The 17,582-nt window shown below is 63.8% G+C and carries 22 protein-coding genes; 7 read left to right on the top strand and 15 right to left on the bottom strand.

Annotation, left to right across the window (positions count from 1 at the left end; all coding sequences use genetic code 11):
- Positions 1-241 precede the first annotated feature (241 nt).
- Together VR74_RS18775 and VR74_RS18770 are read left to right on the top strand one after the other, a co-directional pair.
- The gene (locus tag VR74_RS18775; RefSeq protein WP_045699425.1) at positions 242-496 is read left to right on the top strand and encodes a GlsB/YeaQ/YmgE family stress response membrane protein; all 255 of its coding nucleotides are present in this window, start codon (positions 242-244) and stop codon (positions 494-496) included.
- Between the two features lie 145 nt (positions 497-641).
- Entirely contained in the window at positions 642-1,067 is a 426-nt protein-coding gene (locus VR74_RS18770) for a VOC family protein (protein ID WP_045699423.1), read from the top strand.
- Here the strand turns inward: VR74_RS18770 and VR74_RS18765 are convergent.
- Both VR74_RS18765 and VR74_RS18760 read right to left on the bottom strand, forming a co-directional pair.
- Positions 1,064-1,393 (bottom strand): YkgJ family cysteine cluster protein, encoded by a 330-nt coding sequence (locus VR74_RS18765; protein ID WP_045699422.1) that lies wholly within the window; start codon positions 1,391-1,393, stop codon positions 1,064-1,066. The genes VR74_RS18770 and VR74_RS18765 overlap by 4 nt on opposite strands.
- Positions 1,394-1,507: 114 nt before the next feature.
- Positions 1,508-1,879: a hypothetical protein gene (locus tag VR74_RS18760; RefSeq protein WP_045699420.1), complete on the bottom strand. Its 372-nt coding sequence runs from the start codon at positions 1,877-1,879 to the stop codon at positions 1,508-1,510.
- Positions 1,880-2,005: 126 nt separating this feature from the next.
- Here VR74_RS18760 and VR74_RS18755 point away from each other — a divergent pair, with 126 nt between their 5' ends.
- The 3 genes from VR74_RS18755 to VR74_RS18745 all read left to right on the top strand — a co-directional run bounded on the left by VR74_RS18755 (position 2,006) and on the right by VR74_RS18745 (position 3,549).
- Complete coding sequence (locus VR74_RS18755; protein WP_299951322.1) at positions 2,006-2,206, top strand: hypothetical protein; 201 nt, start codon at positions 2,006-2,008, stop codon at positions 2,204-2,206.
- 272 nt (positions 2,207-2,478) lie between these two features.
- The gene (locus VR74_RS18750) at positions 2,479-2,985 is read left to right on the top strand and encodes a DUF4262 domain-containing protein (RefSeq protein WP_299951318.1); all 507 of its coding nucleotides are present in this window, start codon (positions 2,479-2,481) and stop codon (positions 2,983-2,985) included.
- 84 nt (positions 2,986-3,069) lie between these two features.
- Positions 3,070-3,549: a DUF2721 domain-containing protein gene (locus VR74_RS18745; RefSeq protein WP_299951315.1), complete on the top strand. Its 480-nt coding sequence runs from the start codon at positions 3,070-3,072 to the stop codon at positions 3,547-3,549.
- Here the strand turns inward: VR74_RS18745 and VR74_RS18740 are convergent.
- From VR74_RS18740 to cls, 10 genes are all read right to left on the bottom strand, one after another.
- Positions 3,546-4,139: a hypothetical protein gene (locus VR74_RS18740; protein ID WP_045699415.1), complete on the bottom strand. Its 594-nt coding sequence runs from the start codon at positions 4,137-4,139 to the stop codon at positions 3,546-3,548. The two genes, VR74_RS18745 and VR74_RS18740, sit on opposite strands and share 4 nt — an antisense overlap.
- A gap of 53 nt (positions 4,140-4,192) precedes the next feature.
- A complete protein-coding gene (ftsH, locus tag VR74_RS18735) occupies positions 4,193-6,115 on the bottom strand; it encodes an ATP-dependent zinc metalloprotease FtsH (protein ID WP_045699413.1) in 1,923 nt (640 codons plus the stop codon).
- A 93-nt stretch (positions 6,116-6,208) separates the two neighbouring features.
- A complete protein-coding gene (tilS, locus tag VR74_RS18730) occupies positions 6,209-7,252 on the bottom strand; it encodes a tRNA lysidine(34) synthetase TilS (RefSeq protein ID WP_299951312.1) in 1,044 nt (347 codons plus the stop codon).
- The gene (gene ybgF / locus VR74_RS18725) at positions 7,240-8,277 is read right to left on the bottom strand and encodes a tol-pal system protein YbgF (protein ID WP_045699411.1); all 1,038 of its coding nucleotides are present in this window, start codon (positions 8,275-8,277) and stop codon (positions 7,240-7,242) included. The genes tilS and ybgF overlap by 13 nt, the downstream gene beginning before the upstream one ends.
- A 100-nt stretch (positions 8,278-8,377) precedes the next feature.
- The gene (pal, locus tag VR74_RS18720; RefSeq protein WP_045699410.1) at positions 8,378-8,923 is read right to left on the bottom strand and encodes a peptidoglycan-associated lipoprotein Pal; all 546 of its coding nucleotides are present in this window, start codon (positions 8,921-8,923) and stop codon (positions 8,378-8,380) included.
- Between the two features lie 222 nt (positions 8,924-9,145).
- The gene (gene tolB / locus VR74_RS18715) at positions 9,146-10,501 is read right to left on the bottom strand and encodes a Tol-Pal system beta propeller repeat protein TolB (protein WP_045699409.1); all 1,356 of its coding nucleotides are present in this window, start codon (positions 10,499-10,501) and stop codon (positions 9,146-9,148) included.
- Positions 10,502-10,532: 31 nt separating this feature from the next.
- Entirely contained in the window at positions 10,533-11,492 is a 960-nt protein-coding gene (locus VR74_RS18710) for a hypothetical protein (RefSeq protein WP_045699407.1), read from the bottom strand.
- A 19-nt stretch (positions 11,493-11,511) separates the two neighbouring features.
- Entirely contained in the window at positions 11,512-11,949 is a 438-nt protein-coding gene (locus VR74_RS18705) for a biopolymer transporter ExbD (RefSeq protein ID WP_045699406.1), read from the bottom strand.
- 3 nt (positions 11,950-11,952) lie between these two features.
- Positions 11,953-12,666, bottom strand: a complete 714-nt coding sequence (tolQ, locus tag VR74_RS18700) for a protein TolQ (protein ID WP_045699404.1) — start codon at positions 12,664-12,666, stop codon at positions 11,953-11,955.
- Positions 12,667-12,879: 213 nt separating this feature from the next.
- Positions 12,880-14,337 carry a cardiolipin synthase gene (cls, locus tag VR74_RS18695; protein WP_045699402.1) on the bottom strand — a complete coding sequence of 486 codons (1,458 nt, stop codon included), beginning with the start codon at positions 14,335-14,337 and terminating at the stop codon, positions 12,880-12,882.
- Positions 14,338-14,407: 70 nt separating this feature from the next.
- Between cls and VR74_RS18690 the strand changes: the two genes are divergently transcribed.
- On the top strand, positions 14,408-15,145 hold the full coding sequence (locus VR74_RS18690) for an endonuclease/exonuclease/phosphatase family protein (protein WP_045699430.1): 738 nt from the start codon (positions 14,408-14,410) through the stop codon (positions 15,143-15,145).
- A 55-nt stretch (positions 15,146-15,200) separates the two neighbouring features.
- Here the strand turns inward: VR74_RS18690 and VR74_RS18685 are convergent, their stop codons facing one another.
- The 3 genes from VR74_RS18685 to VR74_RS18675 form a co-directional block, all read right to left on the bottom strand.
- On the bottom strand, positions 15,201-15,857 hold the full coding sequence (locus VR74_RS18685) for a PadR family transcriptional regulator (protein ID WP_299951309.1): 657 nt from the start codon (positions 15,855-15,857) through the stop codon (positions 15,201-15,203).
- A gap of 135 nt (positions 15,858-15,992) precedes the next feature.
- Positions 15,993-16,445, bottom strand: a complete 453-nt coding sequence (locus VR74_RS18680) for a YbgC/FadM family acyl-CoA thioesterase (protein WP_045699400.1) — start codon at positions 16,443-16,445, stop codon at positions 15,993-15,995.
- A gap of 18 nt (positions 16,446-16,463) precedes the next feature.
- The gene (locus tag VR74_RS18675) at positions 16,464-17,015 is read right to left on the bottom strand and encodes a lipocalin family protein (RefSeq protein ID WP_299951306.1); all 552 of its coding nucleotides are present in this window, start codon (positions 17,013-17,015) and stop codon (positions 16,464-16,466) included.
- Between the two features lie 117 nt (positions 17,016-17,132).
- Here VR74_RS18675 and VR74_RS18670 point away from each other — a divergent pair, with 117 nt between their 5' ends.
- A complete protein-coding gene (locus VR74_RS18670; protein ID WP_045699398.1) occupies positions 17,133-17,489 on the top strand; it encodes a DUF983 domain-containing protein in 357 nt (118 codons plus the stop codon).
- Positions 17,490-17,582 lie beyond the last annotated feature (93 nt).

Here is a 17,582-nt window from a genome sequence, read left to right as displayed (position 1 = left end):
CCCCCACCCCACCTATCCCTCCCGCCCGCGATGTGGGATACCTGAGGGCGATCCATTCGGGCCTGCGTGTGCAGCCCGGGGGGTCGGGGCGGGGCGTGCGTTTCAGCCCGTGTCCCTGTTGGCCGCCGCCCGTGCAGGGTGAACACGCCGCAGAATGCGGCACTGTGCGGGGAACCAGACAAGGCTTTCGCCCGTTCGGCACCTGCGCGTGTTCGAACCCACGCATGCAAGGAACAAGCATATGACACTCGAAACACTCCTCATCATCCTCATCGTCGGCGCCATAGCCGGCTGGCTCGCCGGACAGATCGTCAAGGGCTATGGCTTCGGCCTGGTGGGCAATATCGTGGTCGGCATTGTCGGCGCGGCCCTGGCCGGGCTGCTCTTCCCGCAACTCGGCTTCAGCATCGCGTCCGGCATTCTCGGCGCCATCATCCACGCCACGATCGGCGCGGTGATCCTGCTCTTTGTCATCCGCCTGATCAAGCGCGCCTGACGCGCTGCGCAGCGGCTGAAACAATAACGGCCTGCGTATTCCGCCGGGCCGTTATTCCAGCTGCCTCTCTGTCAAACCGCCGCTCCGGCGGGCGATTGCGCTTTGCCCCGGCGCGCTTAGGATGGTCCCGCCCGCCACCCACCGGATGCCGCCCATGCCGCTCGCCCCCTTCCACCTCGCCTTCCCGGTCCACGACCTTGCCGCCGCCCGCGCCTTCTATGGCGGCCTGCTCGGCTGCCCCGAGGGGCGCAGCTCGCCGGACTGGGTGGATTTTGATTTCCACGGCCACCAGATCGTCGCCCATCTTGCGCCTGAGGAATGCCGCGCCGCCGCCACCAGCGCGGTGGATGGCCATGGCGTGCCCGTGCGCCATTTCGGCCTCGTCCTGCCGATGGAAGACTGGCAGGCCATGGCCCGGCGCCTTGAAGGCCAGGTGGATTTCCTGATCGCGCCCTATGTCCGTTTCAAGGGCCAGCCCGGCGAGCAGGCGACCATGTTCTTCCACGATCCCAGCGGCAATGCCATCGAACTCAAGGCCTTCGCCGATATCGGCCAGCTTTTCGCGACCTAGGCCGGCTCGCCTTCGGCGTCCCGCACGTTCGCGCCCATGATGCCGTTCGCGCGGCGCGCCTTGACGCATTCGAAACTGCCCGCCCGGAACGCACGGCAGGCTTCGGGCCGGTCGTCATACACGCCGCACACGGCCTTGCCGCCTGCCAGCTGCAGGTGCACGCAATGGCCGCAGTCGAATTTCACAAAGGTCTGCCCGCCTTCGCTGAACAGGCTGTCCGCCGGCAGGGTGCGCGAGGCATCCCATGGCAGCAGGGCCAGATAGCGCGGGTTCCTGCTGAAACAGCAGGCGCCGCAGGACACGCAGTCAAACGACGGGTCGGGCATGGGGCGGGAACATGGCTCCGCCGGCGGCCCGTGCCAATCGCATCGGCCGGCGGCCACCGCGATCTACGCCCCTCCACACCGCCCCGCAAGCGGTATTGCTGCCAGAACCGCGCCTTACAGGAACACGCCAGCCAGCCCCAGCCCCGTCACCAGGCTGAACATCGGGATGACCGGGAAGCGCCGGGGCGACAGGCCGGATTTCACCGCCGTGAACAGGGCCACGGCCACAAAGCCCGCTGCGCCCGCCGTCGCAATGGCGGCATAGTCCCTGTGCACCGGATCCAGCGCCCCTGCCGTAAAGCCCGCAGCGATGAACAGGGTCGACACAGTGCCGAGGTGCCACATCAGGTAGGCCAGCCATTTGAGGCCCGGCTCCATCTCCACCGCCAGGAAGGGCCGCACGAATTTCGCCCCGCCCAGGAAGACATGGATCAACACGGTCAGGCCCGCCACGCCCGCCGCCGCCCAGAAGAATAATGCCGTCATCGCGCCCGCTTCCCCACACTCCGGCAAACGCTCTCACACCCACCTGCCCCCGGCAAGCGGCCTGTCAGGCGGCATCCGCCCCCCACTCTTTCCCCACCCCTCCCCCGCCCGCGTATAATGCGCCGCATGAGCCCCGAGACGCGCCATCGCATCTTCTCTGCCGTGCCTGTGTGGCTGTGGCCCTATCTGTGGCTGCAGCTTTGGGCCCTGCAGCGCTGGATCCGGGCCAGCGGGCGCGGCCTGCTGATCGCCGTCTGCCCGCGCACCGGCAAGGTTTACGTCACCGCCATGGCCGACGCCCCGGCGCCCGAAGGCACCTATGCCTAAACGCCGCCGAAACAGTTCGCCTGGCAGCGCCTCGCCTGCGCGGATACGCCCTGCACTCCCGTGCTGCCTTCGTGCAGTATCGGTGCATCCTGCGTGCATCAGTCAGGCATGGCCCCGGTGTCCGCGTTCCGCCCGCCGCCGACACGTCCTAGGCCCTTCCCCTGCCCCGTTTCATCCCGTTTGCCGCCGCACGCCCGCAGGGCCTGCGGCCGCCTGTGCTGGCCCCAAGCCACCTTAAATCTCGGACATGTTGGCCCCTGCGGCTTGACCCCGTGCCCGGCGCACCGCGTCATCGCTGCATGACCGAAGGCGAGCTTCCCCCATCCGACCGGCGCGTCCTTGACGATATCGCCGCCCATGGCTGGCACAGCCAGCATGTGTTCGATCCAGAGCTCGCCACGCCCAATTTCACCTATACTGTCGGCTTCACGCAAACGCTGGACGCCCCGGAATTCATCGTCTTCGGCCTCCACCGCGACGAGATGCATTCCATGCTGGCCGAGGTGTTCCGGCAGATCAAGGCCGGCCGGAAAGTCGATGGCGGACAGGCCTGGCAGGGCCTCAGCCCGGACTTTGACTGTATCGGCAAGAAGGCCGCGCATGAGGCGCTGTTTACCCTCTACATGCCCGTGGCTGACGGGTTCTGGAAGCATCAGGGCCATCGCGGCCACCCCGCCGTGGTCCAGCTCGTCTGGCCCGGCTGGCTCGATGGGCTCTACCCCTGGGACGAAGGCTGCGCCGCCAGCGTGATCGCCGCCCAGCCGAAACTCTGGACCTGACAGGGCCCGGCGTCACGGCCTGACCCGCAAACCGGGTTGACGCCAGCGGCCACCACCGCCAATCCTTGCCGCATGCCCCTTTCCATGCCGACAGACATTGCCCAGATCATCCAACTCGCCATCGCGCCAGTCTTCCTTCTGGCCGGCATCGGGGCCATGCTGAACGTGATGACCAACCGGCTGGCCCGCGTCGTCGACCGCTGGCGCGCCGTCGAAAACCTGCTCGCAGGTGACAGCGCCGAGGATCGCCAGCGCCACGTGATGGAACTGGCGGCCATCGACAAGCGCATGGTACGCATCAACCGCGCTGTAACGCTGTCCACGCTGGCGGCCCTGCTGATCTGCCTCGTGATCGTCACCCTGTTTGGCGGCGAGCTGGCGGGCATGGATGTCTCGACGGTTGTTTCGGTCCTGTTCGTCGCCTCGATGGGCGTCCTGATTGCGGCACTGGTCTATTTCCTGGGGGAAATTTCCGTTGCCACGCGCACCCTGAGGGTCGCCCCGCACCTGATCACCTCGGAAACCTCCCGGCGCGGGAAGCGGCAGCCTGCCGCCAGGCCCTAATCCACGGCGCCCCAGGGCGGCGGCGGCACGTCAACCGGTCGCGACGTGTCGAACTCCAGCCGCAGCAGGCGGCCGGGACGGGCCAGCTGGTAAGTGAACAGGCCCGCCTCGGGATCAACCTCGACCGTCCAGACATTGGTCTTGGACACGGGAATGTTCTCCTGGTCGAACAGGTCCTTTGTCGCCTGGTCAGCCGGGAAATCCTGAATCAGGGCATCGGCCGGCGTGCTGGCAAAACCGCCATACAGGGTCAGGACATCCGGTTCGCCATCCTCATGCCGGTGGTCATGGCGCAGCTCCCAGCGATCCCCGATCTGCATCAGGACCCAGATGCGGGACCGGTCATCGCCGACATGCAGCGGCACCGTGACAAGGCCCGGATCGCACGTGCGCATATGCATCACGATCCGCTCGGCACGCCAGTCATCATCGGCGGCATCCGTGGTGGTGATGCGCCCCTCATAGGCCTTGCCGCAGAGCGGCTGCAACGCGGCCTCAAAGCCGGACACCGGGCTTGTGGCGGGCACGGGCTGCGCGGCGCAGGCCGACAGGACAAGGCAGGACGAAAAAAGCGTGGCGCGAATAAGCATGAGGCGCAGCCTAGACTGGCTGCGCCCCGATGCAATCACATTCTTGTCCGGAATCAGGCCGGGCTCGGCTCCGGGTCGCCAAGGCCGGTATCGCCCTTGGGCTTGCGGCGCTTGCCGATCACGGGAACAGCCGAAGCCGGGCCGGTGTCATCATCACTGATGTCCGGCCGGGTGGGCTTGTTGCCTTTCAGCAGCTCGGCAATCTCGTCGCCCGTGAGCGTTTCATACTCCAGCAGGCCATTGGCGATTGCTTCCCATTCCGACCGGGTTTCGGTCATGATGCGGCGCGCTTCGTCCATGCCGGTCTGGATCAGCTTGCGGACTTCTTCCTCGATCTTGCGTGACGTGTCTTCCGAGACATGGGAGGATTGCATCAGCTGCTGGCCGAGGAAGACATCCCCCTGGTCAGAGCCATAATCCACCGGGCCGATGGCATCGGCAAAGCCCCAGCGCGTGACCATCGCCCTTGCGAGACGGGTTGCCTGCTGGATGTCCGAGGCCGCGCCGGCCGTCACATTGTCATGGCCGAATTTCAGTTCCTCGGCCACGCGCCCGCCCATCATGATGGCGAGGCGGCTGGTCATCTCGATCTTGGACATGGACAGCTTGTCGTCTTCCGGCAGCTGCATCACCATGCCGAGGGCACGGCCGCGCGGAATGATCGTCGCCTTGTGGACCGGGTCAGCCGAGGGCACTTTCATCGCAACGATGGCGTGACCGGCTTCATGCCAGGCGGTGAGTTCCTTTTCCTTTTCGGACATCACCATCGAACGGCGTTCCGGGCCCATCAGGACCTTGTCCTTGGCATCCTCGAACTCGGCCATGGCCACGACACGCTTGCCGCGGCGGGCGGCCAGAAGCGCGGCCTCGTTGACGAGGTTCGCAAGGTCGGCACCAGAGAAGCCGGGTGTGCCGCGGGCAATCGTCTTGGTTTCGACATCCTTGGCCAGCGGCACATTGCGCATGTGGACCCGCAGGATTTTCTCGCGGCCGATAATGTCGGGATTGCCGACCGTGATCTGGCGGTCGAAGCGGCCGGGACGCAGCAGGGCGGGGTCCAGCACGTCGGGACGGTTGGTAGCGGCCACGAGGATGATGCCCTCATTGGCCTCGAAGCCGTCCATCTCGACCAGCAGCTGGTTCAGTGTCTGCTCGCGCTCGTCATTGCCGCCGCCGAGGCCTGCGCCGCGCGAACGGCCGACCGCGTCGATCTCGTCAATGAAGATGATGCAGGGCGCTGAGCGCTTGGCCTGCTCGAACATGTCGCGCACGCGGCTGGCGCCGACGCCGACGAACATTTCGACAAAGTCGGAACCGGAAATCGTGAAGAAGGGCACGCCGGCTTCACCTGCCACGGCGCGGGCGAGCAGTGTCTTGCCCGTACCGGGAGGGCCAACGAGCAGCGCGCCTTTCGGGATCTTGCCGCCGAGGCGCTGGAATTTCGATGGATCCTGCAGGAATTCCACGATCTCCTGCAGTTCTTCCTTGGCTTCATCAACGCCGGCAACGTCATCAAACGTGACGCGGCCATGCTTTTCGGTCAGCAGGCGGGCGCGCGACTTGCCGAAGCTCATCGCCCCGCGTCCGCCGCCGCCCTGCATCTGGCGCATCATGAAGAAGACAAAACCGACGATCAGAAGGATCGGCAGGATCGAGAAGAGCAGCGACGCAAAATTGTTCCGGCCGCTATCTGCATCGATCGTGAACGGGACGTTTTCCTTTACCAGTATGCCCTGGGTTTCCATGTCGAGGCCGCGCAGTTCGCTGACCATCGTCCGGCCATCGGTCGTCTTCACAACGATCTGCTGGTCGCCGAGAGTCGCCTCGGCCACTTCGCCGGACTCGATCAACTGGTAGATTTCGGACAATTTGGATTTGTCCGCCTGATCCGCTTCAGAGGTTCCACCCATGGCGACGGCCATGCCGATCACTAGCAGGGCGATAGCCCCCCAAATGGCTAGATTGCGCACGTTCATATCAGGTCTTTCAATCTGGAAGCATTATTGACTTCTAACATAGGAGCAGGATCGCACAAAAACGACTCCTTTCCGCTTAACATGCAGCAATTGTCACGGCTGGCCCAGGAACAGGCTCCACATCGCGCCGAGGCGCGCATTTAGTAATGAATCCGGGCGATCCGGCCCCTCCTCAGACGCGAGATGAACAAGTGCGGCCTTCCGCGTAACCATTGCACCGCCCAATGTCGCACCCGGAAATGCCCGCTGAGACAGCAAACGGTCCGTCAGCGACTGCAGATTTTCCCGGCGCGGTGGTGTCTCACGGCCTGTCACGAACTGGATCAGGAGGCCGATTCCGCGCGCTGCGCTTTCCCGCCCCAGGGGCGCCAGCGCCGCATCCAGCCCTCCCCCGCCCGACACCTGCACATGGTCACGCAGCCACCGGCCAAGGCGCGTGTCTTCAATGGCGCGCAGGGCGGCGAGGTCCGACTGGCAGCGCGCAATCGCATCGAACAGGCCCGGCATCGCCGCCAGCATCTGCCGCATCCGGACGCGCTCATAGGCGCGATTGTCATTTGTCGGATCGTCGACCCATCTGACGCGCTGGTCCGCCAGCAGGCTGCGCAAGTCTGTCCGGCGGGCCGCGAGCAGTGGCCGGGCAATGCGGAGACCTGCCCCTTCCGGCCAGACGGGCGACAGCGACACGGGCTGCATGCCCGCAAGCCCGTACCAGGTCGACCCCTGCCGGGCCCGCATGAGAAAGGTTTCGGCCTGATCGTCTGCAGTATGCCCGGTCAGCAGGATCGCACCGCCAGCCGCTTTCAGCGCCTCTGCCAGGGCCGCATGCCGGGCGCGGCGGGCCGCTGACTGGCGGCCGACCGGTTCATCCCAGACCAGCGTGCGATGTTCGACACCCAGCGCCCGGCTGATGCGCGCCACCTCAGCGGCTTCGCCGGCGGATGCCTCTCTCAGGCGATGATCGAATGTGAAGGCCATGACGCCGCGCTGGCGCAAACGGGCCCATTCCTGCGCGAGATAAAGAAGGGCAAGGGAATCGCTGCCGCCCGAAACCGCGACACCGACCGGGCCGCTTGCAGCCCCGCAGAGCCGGTCAAAGGCGGCGAGACTGGCCGGGTACGTCTCTAGCTGTCGCACCCGGACTTGGTCCGTTCAACGGCCGACAGGTCACGTGTCACGCCCGAGGCATTCGGATAGCGCTTTGGCAGCGTGTCGAGCGCCAGGCAGGCCTTCTCCTTGTCGCCGATCAGGCGCATTGCGCGGGCAAGCTTCACCAGCGCATCTGGCGCACGTGGATCGTTCGGGAAAGAGCGGATCATCGTCGTGTAGGCGGCGCCGCTATCAGCATAGGCCTTCTGCTGGTAGAGCGTTTCACCGAGCCAGTAATGCGCTTCGCCAGCCTGGGGATCATTGCTGAACCGGTCGAGGAATTGCCGGAACGCCTGTTCCGCCCCGGCATAGTCAAACTGGATCAGTTTCGATTTTGCGGCGGCAAACAGGGGGCCCGCTTCGCCGGGAAGGTCGCTGGCCGAAATCGTGCCGAGCGATCCGGATGGCAGGTTCAGTCCATCCTCAGACGGATTGTTGGACACGGGCGTGCTCGACGTGCGCACACCGGATGCGCTGTCGGCAATGTCGGAAGCCGACGATTGCGGCATCGGCTTGATCAACTGGGTCGGTCCGGCATTGGCCAGGCCGTCCGAACGGGACGCCGCTGCCGAACCGTTGGCATAGTCACCGCTTTCTGCGGCGCCGGGATACGAGGCTTCCTCGTCAAGGGCCGGATCAGCATAGGACGGCTCAGTGCCGCCAAGGCGCGCTTCGAGCGCGGCCAGCGTCCGGGCCTGCGCCGCCATCTGGTCGCGCAGTTCGCCAATGCTGTCAGCCAGGGATTCATTGTCGCGCTGGAGGGCTTCGTTCGCGTCACGCGTCTGCGACAGCTGGAATTCCATGGTTTCGACGCGTCCCGTCAGGGTCATGATGTCGCCGATCAGGTTGTTCACCTGAACCTTCAGTTCCGCATTCTGCTGGCGCGCAGCGGCCACCTGCGATGCAAGGTCCGAACTCGTGACACCTTGCGATACCGGTGCGCTGCGTTGGGCAGCCGCTGGTGAGGCCGCAAGCATGAGGCAGACGAGGGCAAGAGCCGGGGCTTTGAACATCAATGCAATTCTCCACGCAATTTCTTCATCACAATACAAAAACAGCCGGGGCCAAAATAAGGCACCCGGCTGCAAATTGCATTCTTGTCAGCAGATCAGCTTAGCTGGTCGTGCCCGAAACGATTTGCGTGAAACCGTTGCGGTTGAGGGCCCAGGACTGCTCGTCGCTGCCAGCAGCAATCGGGCGTTCCTTGCCGTAAGAGATCGTGTCGATCCGCGAAGGATCAACGCCGAGGCTCACAAGATAGTCCTTGACGGTCGCTGCGCGGCGCTCGCCGAGGGCGAGGTTGTATTCGCGCGTGCCGCGCTCATCGCAGTTGCCTGCAACGAGGATACGAACGGACGGATAGGACGACAGCCAGGCGGCCTGACGCTTCAGGATCTCCTGGTCGTCGGCATCAAGGCGGTAATTGTTGAGATCGTAATAGACGCGCTCACCAACGTTGACGCGGAAATCGTCGAGCGAACCAGCCATCGGGCCGGTAGGCTGCACGACTTCTTCAGCAACGGGCGCTGTCGGCGCTGGCGTTGTGTCGACAACTTCAACAGGTGTCGTATCTTCGACGACAGGCGCAGGTTTTGAAGCGCAGGCGCCGAGCGAAAGCAGCACGGCGGCGGCGGCAGTAAGTTTCAGTGTCGTTTGCATTGCTAAGACTCCCCTGGATGTCCTTAGAGCGATATTGACGCCTTGCGGCGGGCGTTTTGTCAACGGTATGACGACTAGCGCAGTAGTGATTCCCTTTTCTGACGGAAATCAGGCGACAATCGGGCGGTGACTTGAACCGAGCGTCGTTTTGCACAAATTTCGCGTCATGTCTTCAGAAAGCATTGGCCCCGGAGGCATTCCGGGGCCTTTTGACTGCTTTTATTACTGCAGAAGCGGCGACCAGGCAGGGTCGGAGGCATCTGTCTGGGTCTGGAGACGCTGTTCGTTGCGTCCCGACAGGTCAACCGACCAGAGTTGTGGACCGGCACCCGGACGCGATTCGCGGAAATACACGATCACCCGGCCATTCGGCGACCAGTCAGGGCCCTCGTCCAGATAGGCTTCGGTCAGCAGGCGCTCGCCTTTTCCATCCGTACCAATCACACCGATATAGAAGCGGCTGCCGGATTGTTTCGTGAAGGCAACGAGATCGCCGCGCGGGCTCCAGACAGGTGTGGAATAGCTGCCCTTGCCGAACGTGATCCGGCAGGCCGAATCGCGCCCGCCCGACGGGCAGGTGCGCGGGCTGCCATCGACGTTCATGATGTAGAGCTGCGGGCTGCCGCCCCGGTCGGACGTGAACACGATCGACTGTCCGTCCGGGGACATGGACGGTGAGGTATCAATCGCCGGATGGTCCGTCAGGCGGCGCGATTCCCGCGTCCGCAGGTTCATGATGTAGATGTCGGAATTGCCGCGCTCGGCCTGGGTCAGCAACACGCTCTGGCCATCGCGGGAGAACCGCGGCGCAAAGGTCATGCCGGGGAAATTGCCGAGCAATTCCTGGCGTCCTGTCTCGATATTGAAGAGATAGACACGTGGCTTGCCACCCTCATACGACATGTAGGTGATTTCCTGTGCCGACGGCGAGAAGCGCGGTGTCAGCACCGTATTGCGGCCGGGCGTCAGGTATTGCTGGTTGGCCCCGTCGCTATCCATGATGGCAAGGCGCTTCACGCGGGCCAGTTTCGGGCCCGTCTCGGCAATGTAAACGATCCGCGTGTCGAAATACGGGTCTTCGCCGGTCAGGCGCTGGTAGATCGAGTCGGCAATCTTGTGCGCAATCCGGCGCCAGTTGTCCGGGGTCGTCGTCAGGCGGCGGCCCGGCTGGCCATTGATCCGCATGACCTCGCCGGCATAAACGTCCCAGAGGCGGAACGAGACAGCGATCTTCCCGTCCGGAAGCTCCTCATACGCACCGACGACCAGTCCGTCCGTCTTGATAATCTTCCAGTCGGCAAACCGCGGCTGCACATCCAGCGACAGGTCCTTTTGGATGAAGGAGGCCGGGTTCTGCATGTCGAACAGGCCGGTCGAGGCGAGGTCAGCACGCACGACGTCGCTGATCTGCTTGGCCATGGCGGCATCGGTACCGGAAATCTGAAAATCCGGTATCGCCAGCGGCGTCGGGGTGAAATTGCCATCGGTGACCCGCACCTGCAGCTGGGCCGCAGACGGCAGGGCAATACTCGTGGCCAGCAGGAACGCTGTCGCCAGCGCCATCAGGATACGTTTCATTCGATAGTCTCCTTGAAACTTTGAGGGCCGGTCAATTTTCCGGCCCGATTGTCACGTCGATTTCCTGCCACTGGTCGTAATCGTCTGCAGGCAGTTTATAGGGGGCACACTTGCGCACTGCGCGTAGTGCAAGGTCAACCGGTATGCCCGACCGGCCAATGGGCCGCGACTTGGGCGACATCAGTTCGGCCGAATGGGAGAGGCTGCCATCGCGGGCGAGCTTCAGCCGCACCACGACATTGATCTGGTCTTCCTTGGGCAGGTCGTCGACGCCATTCCAGCAATAGCCGATCTGGCGGCGGACCGCTGCCTGCAGGGAGGCCGTGTTGCCGGTCCGGTCGCCGGCGCCCTTGCGCGGCTGCTGGGCATCGGCCAGGACCGGCTTCTCGATGCGCGGCGGCTCCTGCGCCGGCGGTGCCTTGCGCTCGTTCTGGGCCTTGGTCTTCAGGACATCTTCGAAATCATTGAGGAAATCGAGTTCATCGGACGCAGTCTTGGGTTTTGTCTTCTCGACCAGCTTTTCCTCCTTCTTCGGCTCCGGCTTTTTCTTTTCCGGCTCCGGGGCAGGCTCGGGTTCGGGCTCAGGCTCGGCCTTCTCGTCCTCAACAACGATATCATCCTCGCTCGGTTCCTCGGCGCGGGTGTCATTGGCGTCAACCTCGTCGGCCGTCAGGTCCTTCAGGTCGTCAGGTTCGGCCTCATCTTCCGGCGCCTCCTCTGGCACAGGCTCGGCTTCGGGCTCGACCTCCGCCTTCGGGATCGCCGACACATTGGTGACAAGTCCGATGTCGAGAAACTCGATCGGCACATCAATCGCGGCGGCACATTCCGGCAGGCGCATCAGGATGTCGACCGGCCCGAGGCCCGGCTCGTCACGTTCAAGTTTCTCGATGGCCTTGTCACATTCCGACTTCTGGCTCGGCCACGACATGACCGCCAGCGCGAGCACGCTCGCGTGGAGGACAGTCGAAATGGTGAAACCGCGAAGCATGGGTGTGGAACGGCCCCCGCTATTTCTTCTGTTCGGTCACGAAGGCGAGGCGGGTATAGCCTGCCGCGCGCACTTCAGACGTCACTTCCATGATCCGGCCATAGGGAACGCTTTCGTCGGCGCGCAGGTACATCTGCTGCTCGTATCCTTCGCCGATGATCGCCGCGAGCTTGGCGCCGAGATCGTCGACGGTCACTTCCGTATTCTGAATATAGATCGTTCCGTCCGCCTTCACCGTGATCGCCAGCGGCGCATCATTCGGCTCGGTCTTGATCGGGCCCGACCGCGTCTTCGGCAGGGCAACATCCTCGCCGCGCACCAGCAGCGGCGCCGTGATCATGAACACGATCAGCAGCACCAGCATGACGTCGACAAACGGCGTGACGTTGATTTCGGCGTTCAGCGCCTGGCGCCCGCGCCGTCCGCCCTTGCCGCCGGATCCGAGAATCAATCCCATGGCCTAGTCCCTCGCTGCGTCGGAGGCGCGGCGCGACAGGCGCACCAGGACATCCTGGGAGAATGTATCAAGCTGGTCGCCAAATTTGGTCAGGTCGCCCGTGAACTTGTTGTAGAAGATGACCGCCGGGATGGCCGCCACCAGGCCCATGCCGGTCGCAAACAGCGCTTCGGCGATCGGGCCGGCCACGGTGCCGAGGCTCGTATCCTGCTGCGCCGCGATATTGAGGAAGGCATTCATGATCCCCCAGACCGTTCCGAACAGCCCGATGAACGGAGACGCGGAACCGATCGTCGCCAGGATGCCCAGTCCGGTGCCAGCCTTGCTGATCTCGCGGTCGACGGCGGCGCGCATGGACCGCTCGGCGCGGCTGACAATCGCAGCAGCTTCGGCTGGCGCTGGCACGCTGCGCTTGGCATCGGACCATTCGCGGGCGGCAGAGGCGAATACGCGGCTCGCCGCGTCCCCCGCCACCTGGCCGGGGCGCATGTCGAAATCCTCGGTGCGGCCGCTCCAGAAAGCCTCTTCGAACTTCTTCGCCTTCTTGCGGGCGCTGCCCAGCGAGAACGTCTTCTCGGCGATCACCATCCACGACCAGACTGACGCGGCCAGCAGGCACAGGAGCACCAGCTTGACGATCGGGTCGGCATCGAAAATCAGTGACATCAAGGAGAACTCAGTATGGCTGGCCGCCGTGCCAATCGCTTCGGATTCCATGAAATTCCCTGCTCCTTGAAGTCTGCGCGCGCCGAGCGCACTGCAAATGAGTTTGTGCCGTCGGCGCGCAGCCTCGGCTTCCGCCCCTGTTTCACGACCAAATCTGGCGGAAACACGGCAGGCACACGAGATTCCGCAGCTGGTTAACCGATAGGGGCGTTTGGTTAAGGATTCGTGGCTGGCCACCATTGCGCTGCACTGCAGCAATGACGCCTAAAGTATGGGGGCCGCCAGTCTAAGTATATTTTCCGTCATCCGGCGCCAGTTTGCCCGGGCCGCCCATTCCGCCGCATCAATATGGGTGCATTTGGCCAGATAGCGGTCGCGCAGGGCGTCCATCAGGCGCGTGACGTCCCGGTCATAGGCGATCAGCGTCAGTTCGAGGTTCAGGTAAAAGCTGCGCGTATCCATATTGACCGTGCCGAGCATGGAAACCGTATCATCCACCAGCACGCACTTTGTGTGCAGCAGGCCATCGGTGTAGCGCGCGATACGGATACCGGCCTCCAGCAACTCCTCGAACACGGACTCGCTGGCAAACTGGGCCAGCCGGGAATCGATCCTTTCCGGCACGATCACGTCCACGGCCACGCCGCGCTTGCAGGCGGCCTTCAGGGCCAGGGTCAGCGTTTCGTCCGGGATGAAATAGGGCGTGATGATCGAGACGCGCCTCTGTGCGGCGAAGATGGCCGAGACCACCCATTCATGAATGGGACTGTCGCGCGTTTCCGGCCCGGACGGCAGCAATTGCAGGGACACGTTCCCGGCGGGCGGCGTGTCCGGCCGGTCTGTCGGCAGGTCGCGCAAGGCGTCCCGATCCACGTCCAGCCCGACGGTATCGAAAATATAGTCCGCGTTGAACACGCATCCGAGAGAGTCCACGATCCGCCCCTCCAGACGGAACGTCGAGTCAACCCACTCGCCGACGGACTTTTCCGCCTTGAAGAATTTCGGGTCCACCAGGTTGAAGCTGCCAATATAGCCAATCGCCTGGTCAATCGCGATCAGCTTGCGGTGGTTACGCAGGTCAGACCGCTGGGACAGCGACTTGAGCACCCCCACCGGCAGTGACTCCTCCACATCCACACCCGCCGCCCGCAGGCGCTGCAGCCAGCTTGACCGGAACAGGGCCTTGCTGCCGAAACTGTCCGCCAGCAGGTTGCAGTCGACCCCGCGCCTGGCCGCCCGCACCAGTGCCTCCATCACGGCCACGACCCGGCCTTCCGGCTCGACGATATAGAATTCGAGGAAACAGGTCTTCGCCGCCCCGTCGATATCGGCCACGATGCGGTCCAGCGTTTCGCCGGCATCCTCGATCAGTTCCAGCGTATTGTCATGTGTGACGGGAAAGCCGGGCTGCCTGGCCACGCTCTGGCTCAGCGCCCGCATCGTGGGCGAGACATCGAGCGTCACGTCCATCAGCGGGTCTTCCTCAACACCATAGCGGCGCTGGTAGAATTGCCGGATACGGTTGCCCTGTCTGAGGCGTTTGCGTCCCATCCTGTGATCGCCGAACAGGAAATAGAAGAAGATGCCTATATAAGGCAGAGAGAAGAGAATGATGATCCATGCCAGCGTCGTGCTGACAGCCAGCTTGCGGTAAAGCAGGCGAACGGTCAGCGTGACCGAAATCAGGATATGGAGGACAAATAAAAGTGAACTTGGAAGCAAGGCCGTCCCCTTCAGTGCTATGGACCAAACGCCGGATGGAACCGCGCGTTCCCGCCGCCGTATGAGCCGGATGGCCCATTCCCTTCAGATCATGACCTGGAATATCCAGGCCGCGATCGGCACGACCAAGTATTCACAATACGTCACCCGGGCCCATCATCAGGTCTTCAATACCAGTGCCAAGCGGTCCACGCTGGAAAAAATCGCGGAAATCGTCAGCACGCATGATGTGGTCTGCCTCCAGGAGGTCGATCTGGGCGGGCGGAGGTCCGGGTTCACCTGCCAGGCCGAGCAGATCGCAACGCTGTCGGGCCACACGCATGTCGCGGTCCAGCGCAACCGGACCATTCCCGGCATTTCCCTGCACGGCAACGCCATCCTCAGTCGGTACGCCCTGTCTGATATCCACGATTTCAAGCTTCCCGGACGGGTGAAGGGCCGCGGCTGCCTGATCGCCAATGTGCAGGTGGGACAGGGCATCTCGGTGGCAAACCTGCATCTGAGCCTCGGCCGCAACGACCAGGCCCTGCAGCTGGAAGCGGTCGCCAGCCACCTGCCCAGAAAGACCCCCTTCCTGGTGGTCGGAGACTTCAACTGTACGAACAGCTCCACTCACCTCGAAGCCTTCGCCGAGGCCAACAAGGCCAGGATTGCCAATCATCCCCTCCTGCCGACCTATCCATCCTGGCGCCCCCAGAAGGATCTCGACCATATTGTCCATTCCGACAGTATCAGCATCGATCAGAGGCATTGCCTGGCCCACCAGCTCTCCGATCACCTGCCCGTCTCGGCTGAAATCAGCTTCTGACAGCAAAGCGGGGCCCCGGATGGAGGCCCCGCTCGCCAATCGTTATCGTTCCGCTTCAGTCGAGAGATGAAATCTCGTCGCGGGCCGCGCTCAGGATCGCCACGATCCGGCGGTGGCGGGCCTCGTCTGCCAGGCTGTGGCGCGCCGATGTGACGACGGCATGCCGGAGGCGATGCATCGCGGTGCGCACATCCGCCGGGTCAGCGTCTTCGTCAGCCCGCATCAGGTCGGCAAGGCGCGCATGGATGGCCTCCACCGTCGCGGCCTCACGCTCCAGTTCCTCCTGGCCCTCGGCAGTGATGTGGAAGGTCTTCTTGCCGTCCTCGGTGCGTACTTCGGCGAGGCCAAGGTCCTGAATGATTTCCAGCGCCGGATACATCACGCCGGGGCTCGGCTTGTAGGTCCCGCCGGTGCGCGTCTCGATCTCCTGGATCAGGTCATAGCCGTGGCGAGGCGTCTCGCTGATCAGGCTGAGGATCAGGAGGCGAAGATCGCCATGCCCCAGCGGCCTGCCACCCCGGCGGCCACCCCGTCCATGACGGTGTCCGCCGCCCATACCCATTTTCATATGCCAGCGCTCGCGCCGACCGTGCCCGTGATGTCCGTGCATGTCATCTCCTTTTCCCTGGCGCCTGCGGCAGCCGAATGTGTCGTCCCTGTCCAATATCTCGCCCGAGAGACTCTCCCGGTCATGGTCTGGTTGGTTATTCATCGATACTCCTTTTAGATATATCGAAATACAAGATAGTTTTCGATATATCTAAATGCAAGTCCCAAGCATGAAAAAGTCTGCGCGCAAACGGCTCCACGCGCATGAATTTCAAAATTATCTAGTGATTACATATCGCTAAGGCCGCCAGACAAAGGCTTCCAGATGCTCTGCCACTTCCCGGATCGGCCGGCGCAACCGCCCGTCCGCATGGATCATCACCGCCGTGATCTCGGCTTCCGCCACGACCTGGCCATCGCGCAGGCAGGCCTGCTCGAACCGGATGCGCGGCCCGTCCATGCCCAGATAGCGCGTCCGCACATGCAGCAGGTCGTCCACCTTGGCCGGGCGCTTGTAGCTGACATTCACATTGGTCAGCGTGAACGCCGCCGGGTCTGGCCGGTCGAGCAATGCCTGGTGCGAAATCCCGGCATCGCGCAAATGGTCAGACCGGCCCCGCTCGAAGAAGCGCAGGTAATTGGCGTGATAGACCATGCCGGTGAAATCGGTGTCCTCGTAATAGACGCGCACGGTGATCCAGTGCTGGCGCTGGGCGTCGAAATTCCGGTCGTCGAGGGTCGGCTGGGTCATGCAAACCGCGTTAGCAGATCACCCCTGATCCGTCATCTCCAATGGCGCTGTCTCGTAGCCGAGCTCCCCGGCACGGGCCTTGATCCGCGTCAGCGTATCGGCATCGAGCGTTTTCTCCCGCGCCAGTATCCAGAGATACTTCCCGCCCGGGTCACCTACCAGCACGGCAGAATAGTCCTGTTCCAGGTGCAGGATCCAGTAATCGCCCCAGGCGAACGGCACCCATGATGGCGCGAATTTGACCTTCAGGCGCGCATTGCCGGACTGCTCCATCACACGCGCCACGCCCCTCGCCACCTTCACCGGGCCATCCACGCTGCCCTTGTGGCAGGTATTGATGACGGTGATCCGGCCATCATCGCGCGGGGCATATTCCGCTGTCACGCCGGCACAATTTGCCTCGAACCCGTTGGGATAGCGGGCAATCTCGTACCAGAGGCCCGCATAGCGCTCCAGGTCGACCTGCGGCACCGTGGGCGGCGCAGTCTTCTGCGCGCGATAGTCCGGCTGGCTGGTACAGGCTGACAGCGCGGCGGCCGCCAGCGCGGCAATAAGGCCAAATGGTTTCATCAAGATATCCTCCTGCGGTTTCATACGCGCGGAACGGCCTTCCGGTTTCAACCCGTTCTGGCCATGCGCCGCCTGCCATGCGAAGCAGGATGACCAACCGACCTTGAGACGCGCACGATGCCATCCTCCCGCCCCATGCTGACCTCCATCCTGCGCGGCCTGCGCGGGCGGTGCCCGGCCTGCGGCCAGGGACACGTGTTTGAAGGCTACCTCAAACAGGCACCCGTCTGTTCCCATTGCGGCGAACCCATCGGCCAGATCCGCGCTGAGGATGGCCCGCCCTGGTTCACGGTGCTGATCCTCGGGCCGATCCTGGCACCGATCACCTTCCTCGTGTCGATGAATGAAACCGGGCCGCTCTGGCTGTCCCTGCCCGCCCTCGGCACGGGCGCTGTCGGCGCCGTCCTGCTCCTGCTGCCCCGCGTGAAGGGCGCCTTCATCGGCCTCCTCTGGCGGATGCAGCAGGGCGCCTGAGCCTACTTCTCCCCGAACAATCCCGATTGAACGCCGCCCGGCACCGGCAGGCCGAGGCGCTCATAGGCCAGCGGCGCCGCCGTGCGGCCGCGC

The sequence above is a fragment of the Hyphomonas sp. BRH_c22 genome (assembly GCF_000961795.1).
Lineage (GTDB): Bacteria > Pseudomonadota > Alphaproteobacteria > Caulobacterales > Hyphomonadaceae > Hyphomonas.
This window is presented reverse-complemented; position numbering and strand designations above follow the sequence as displayed.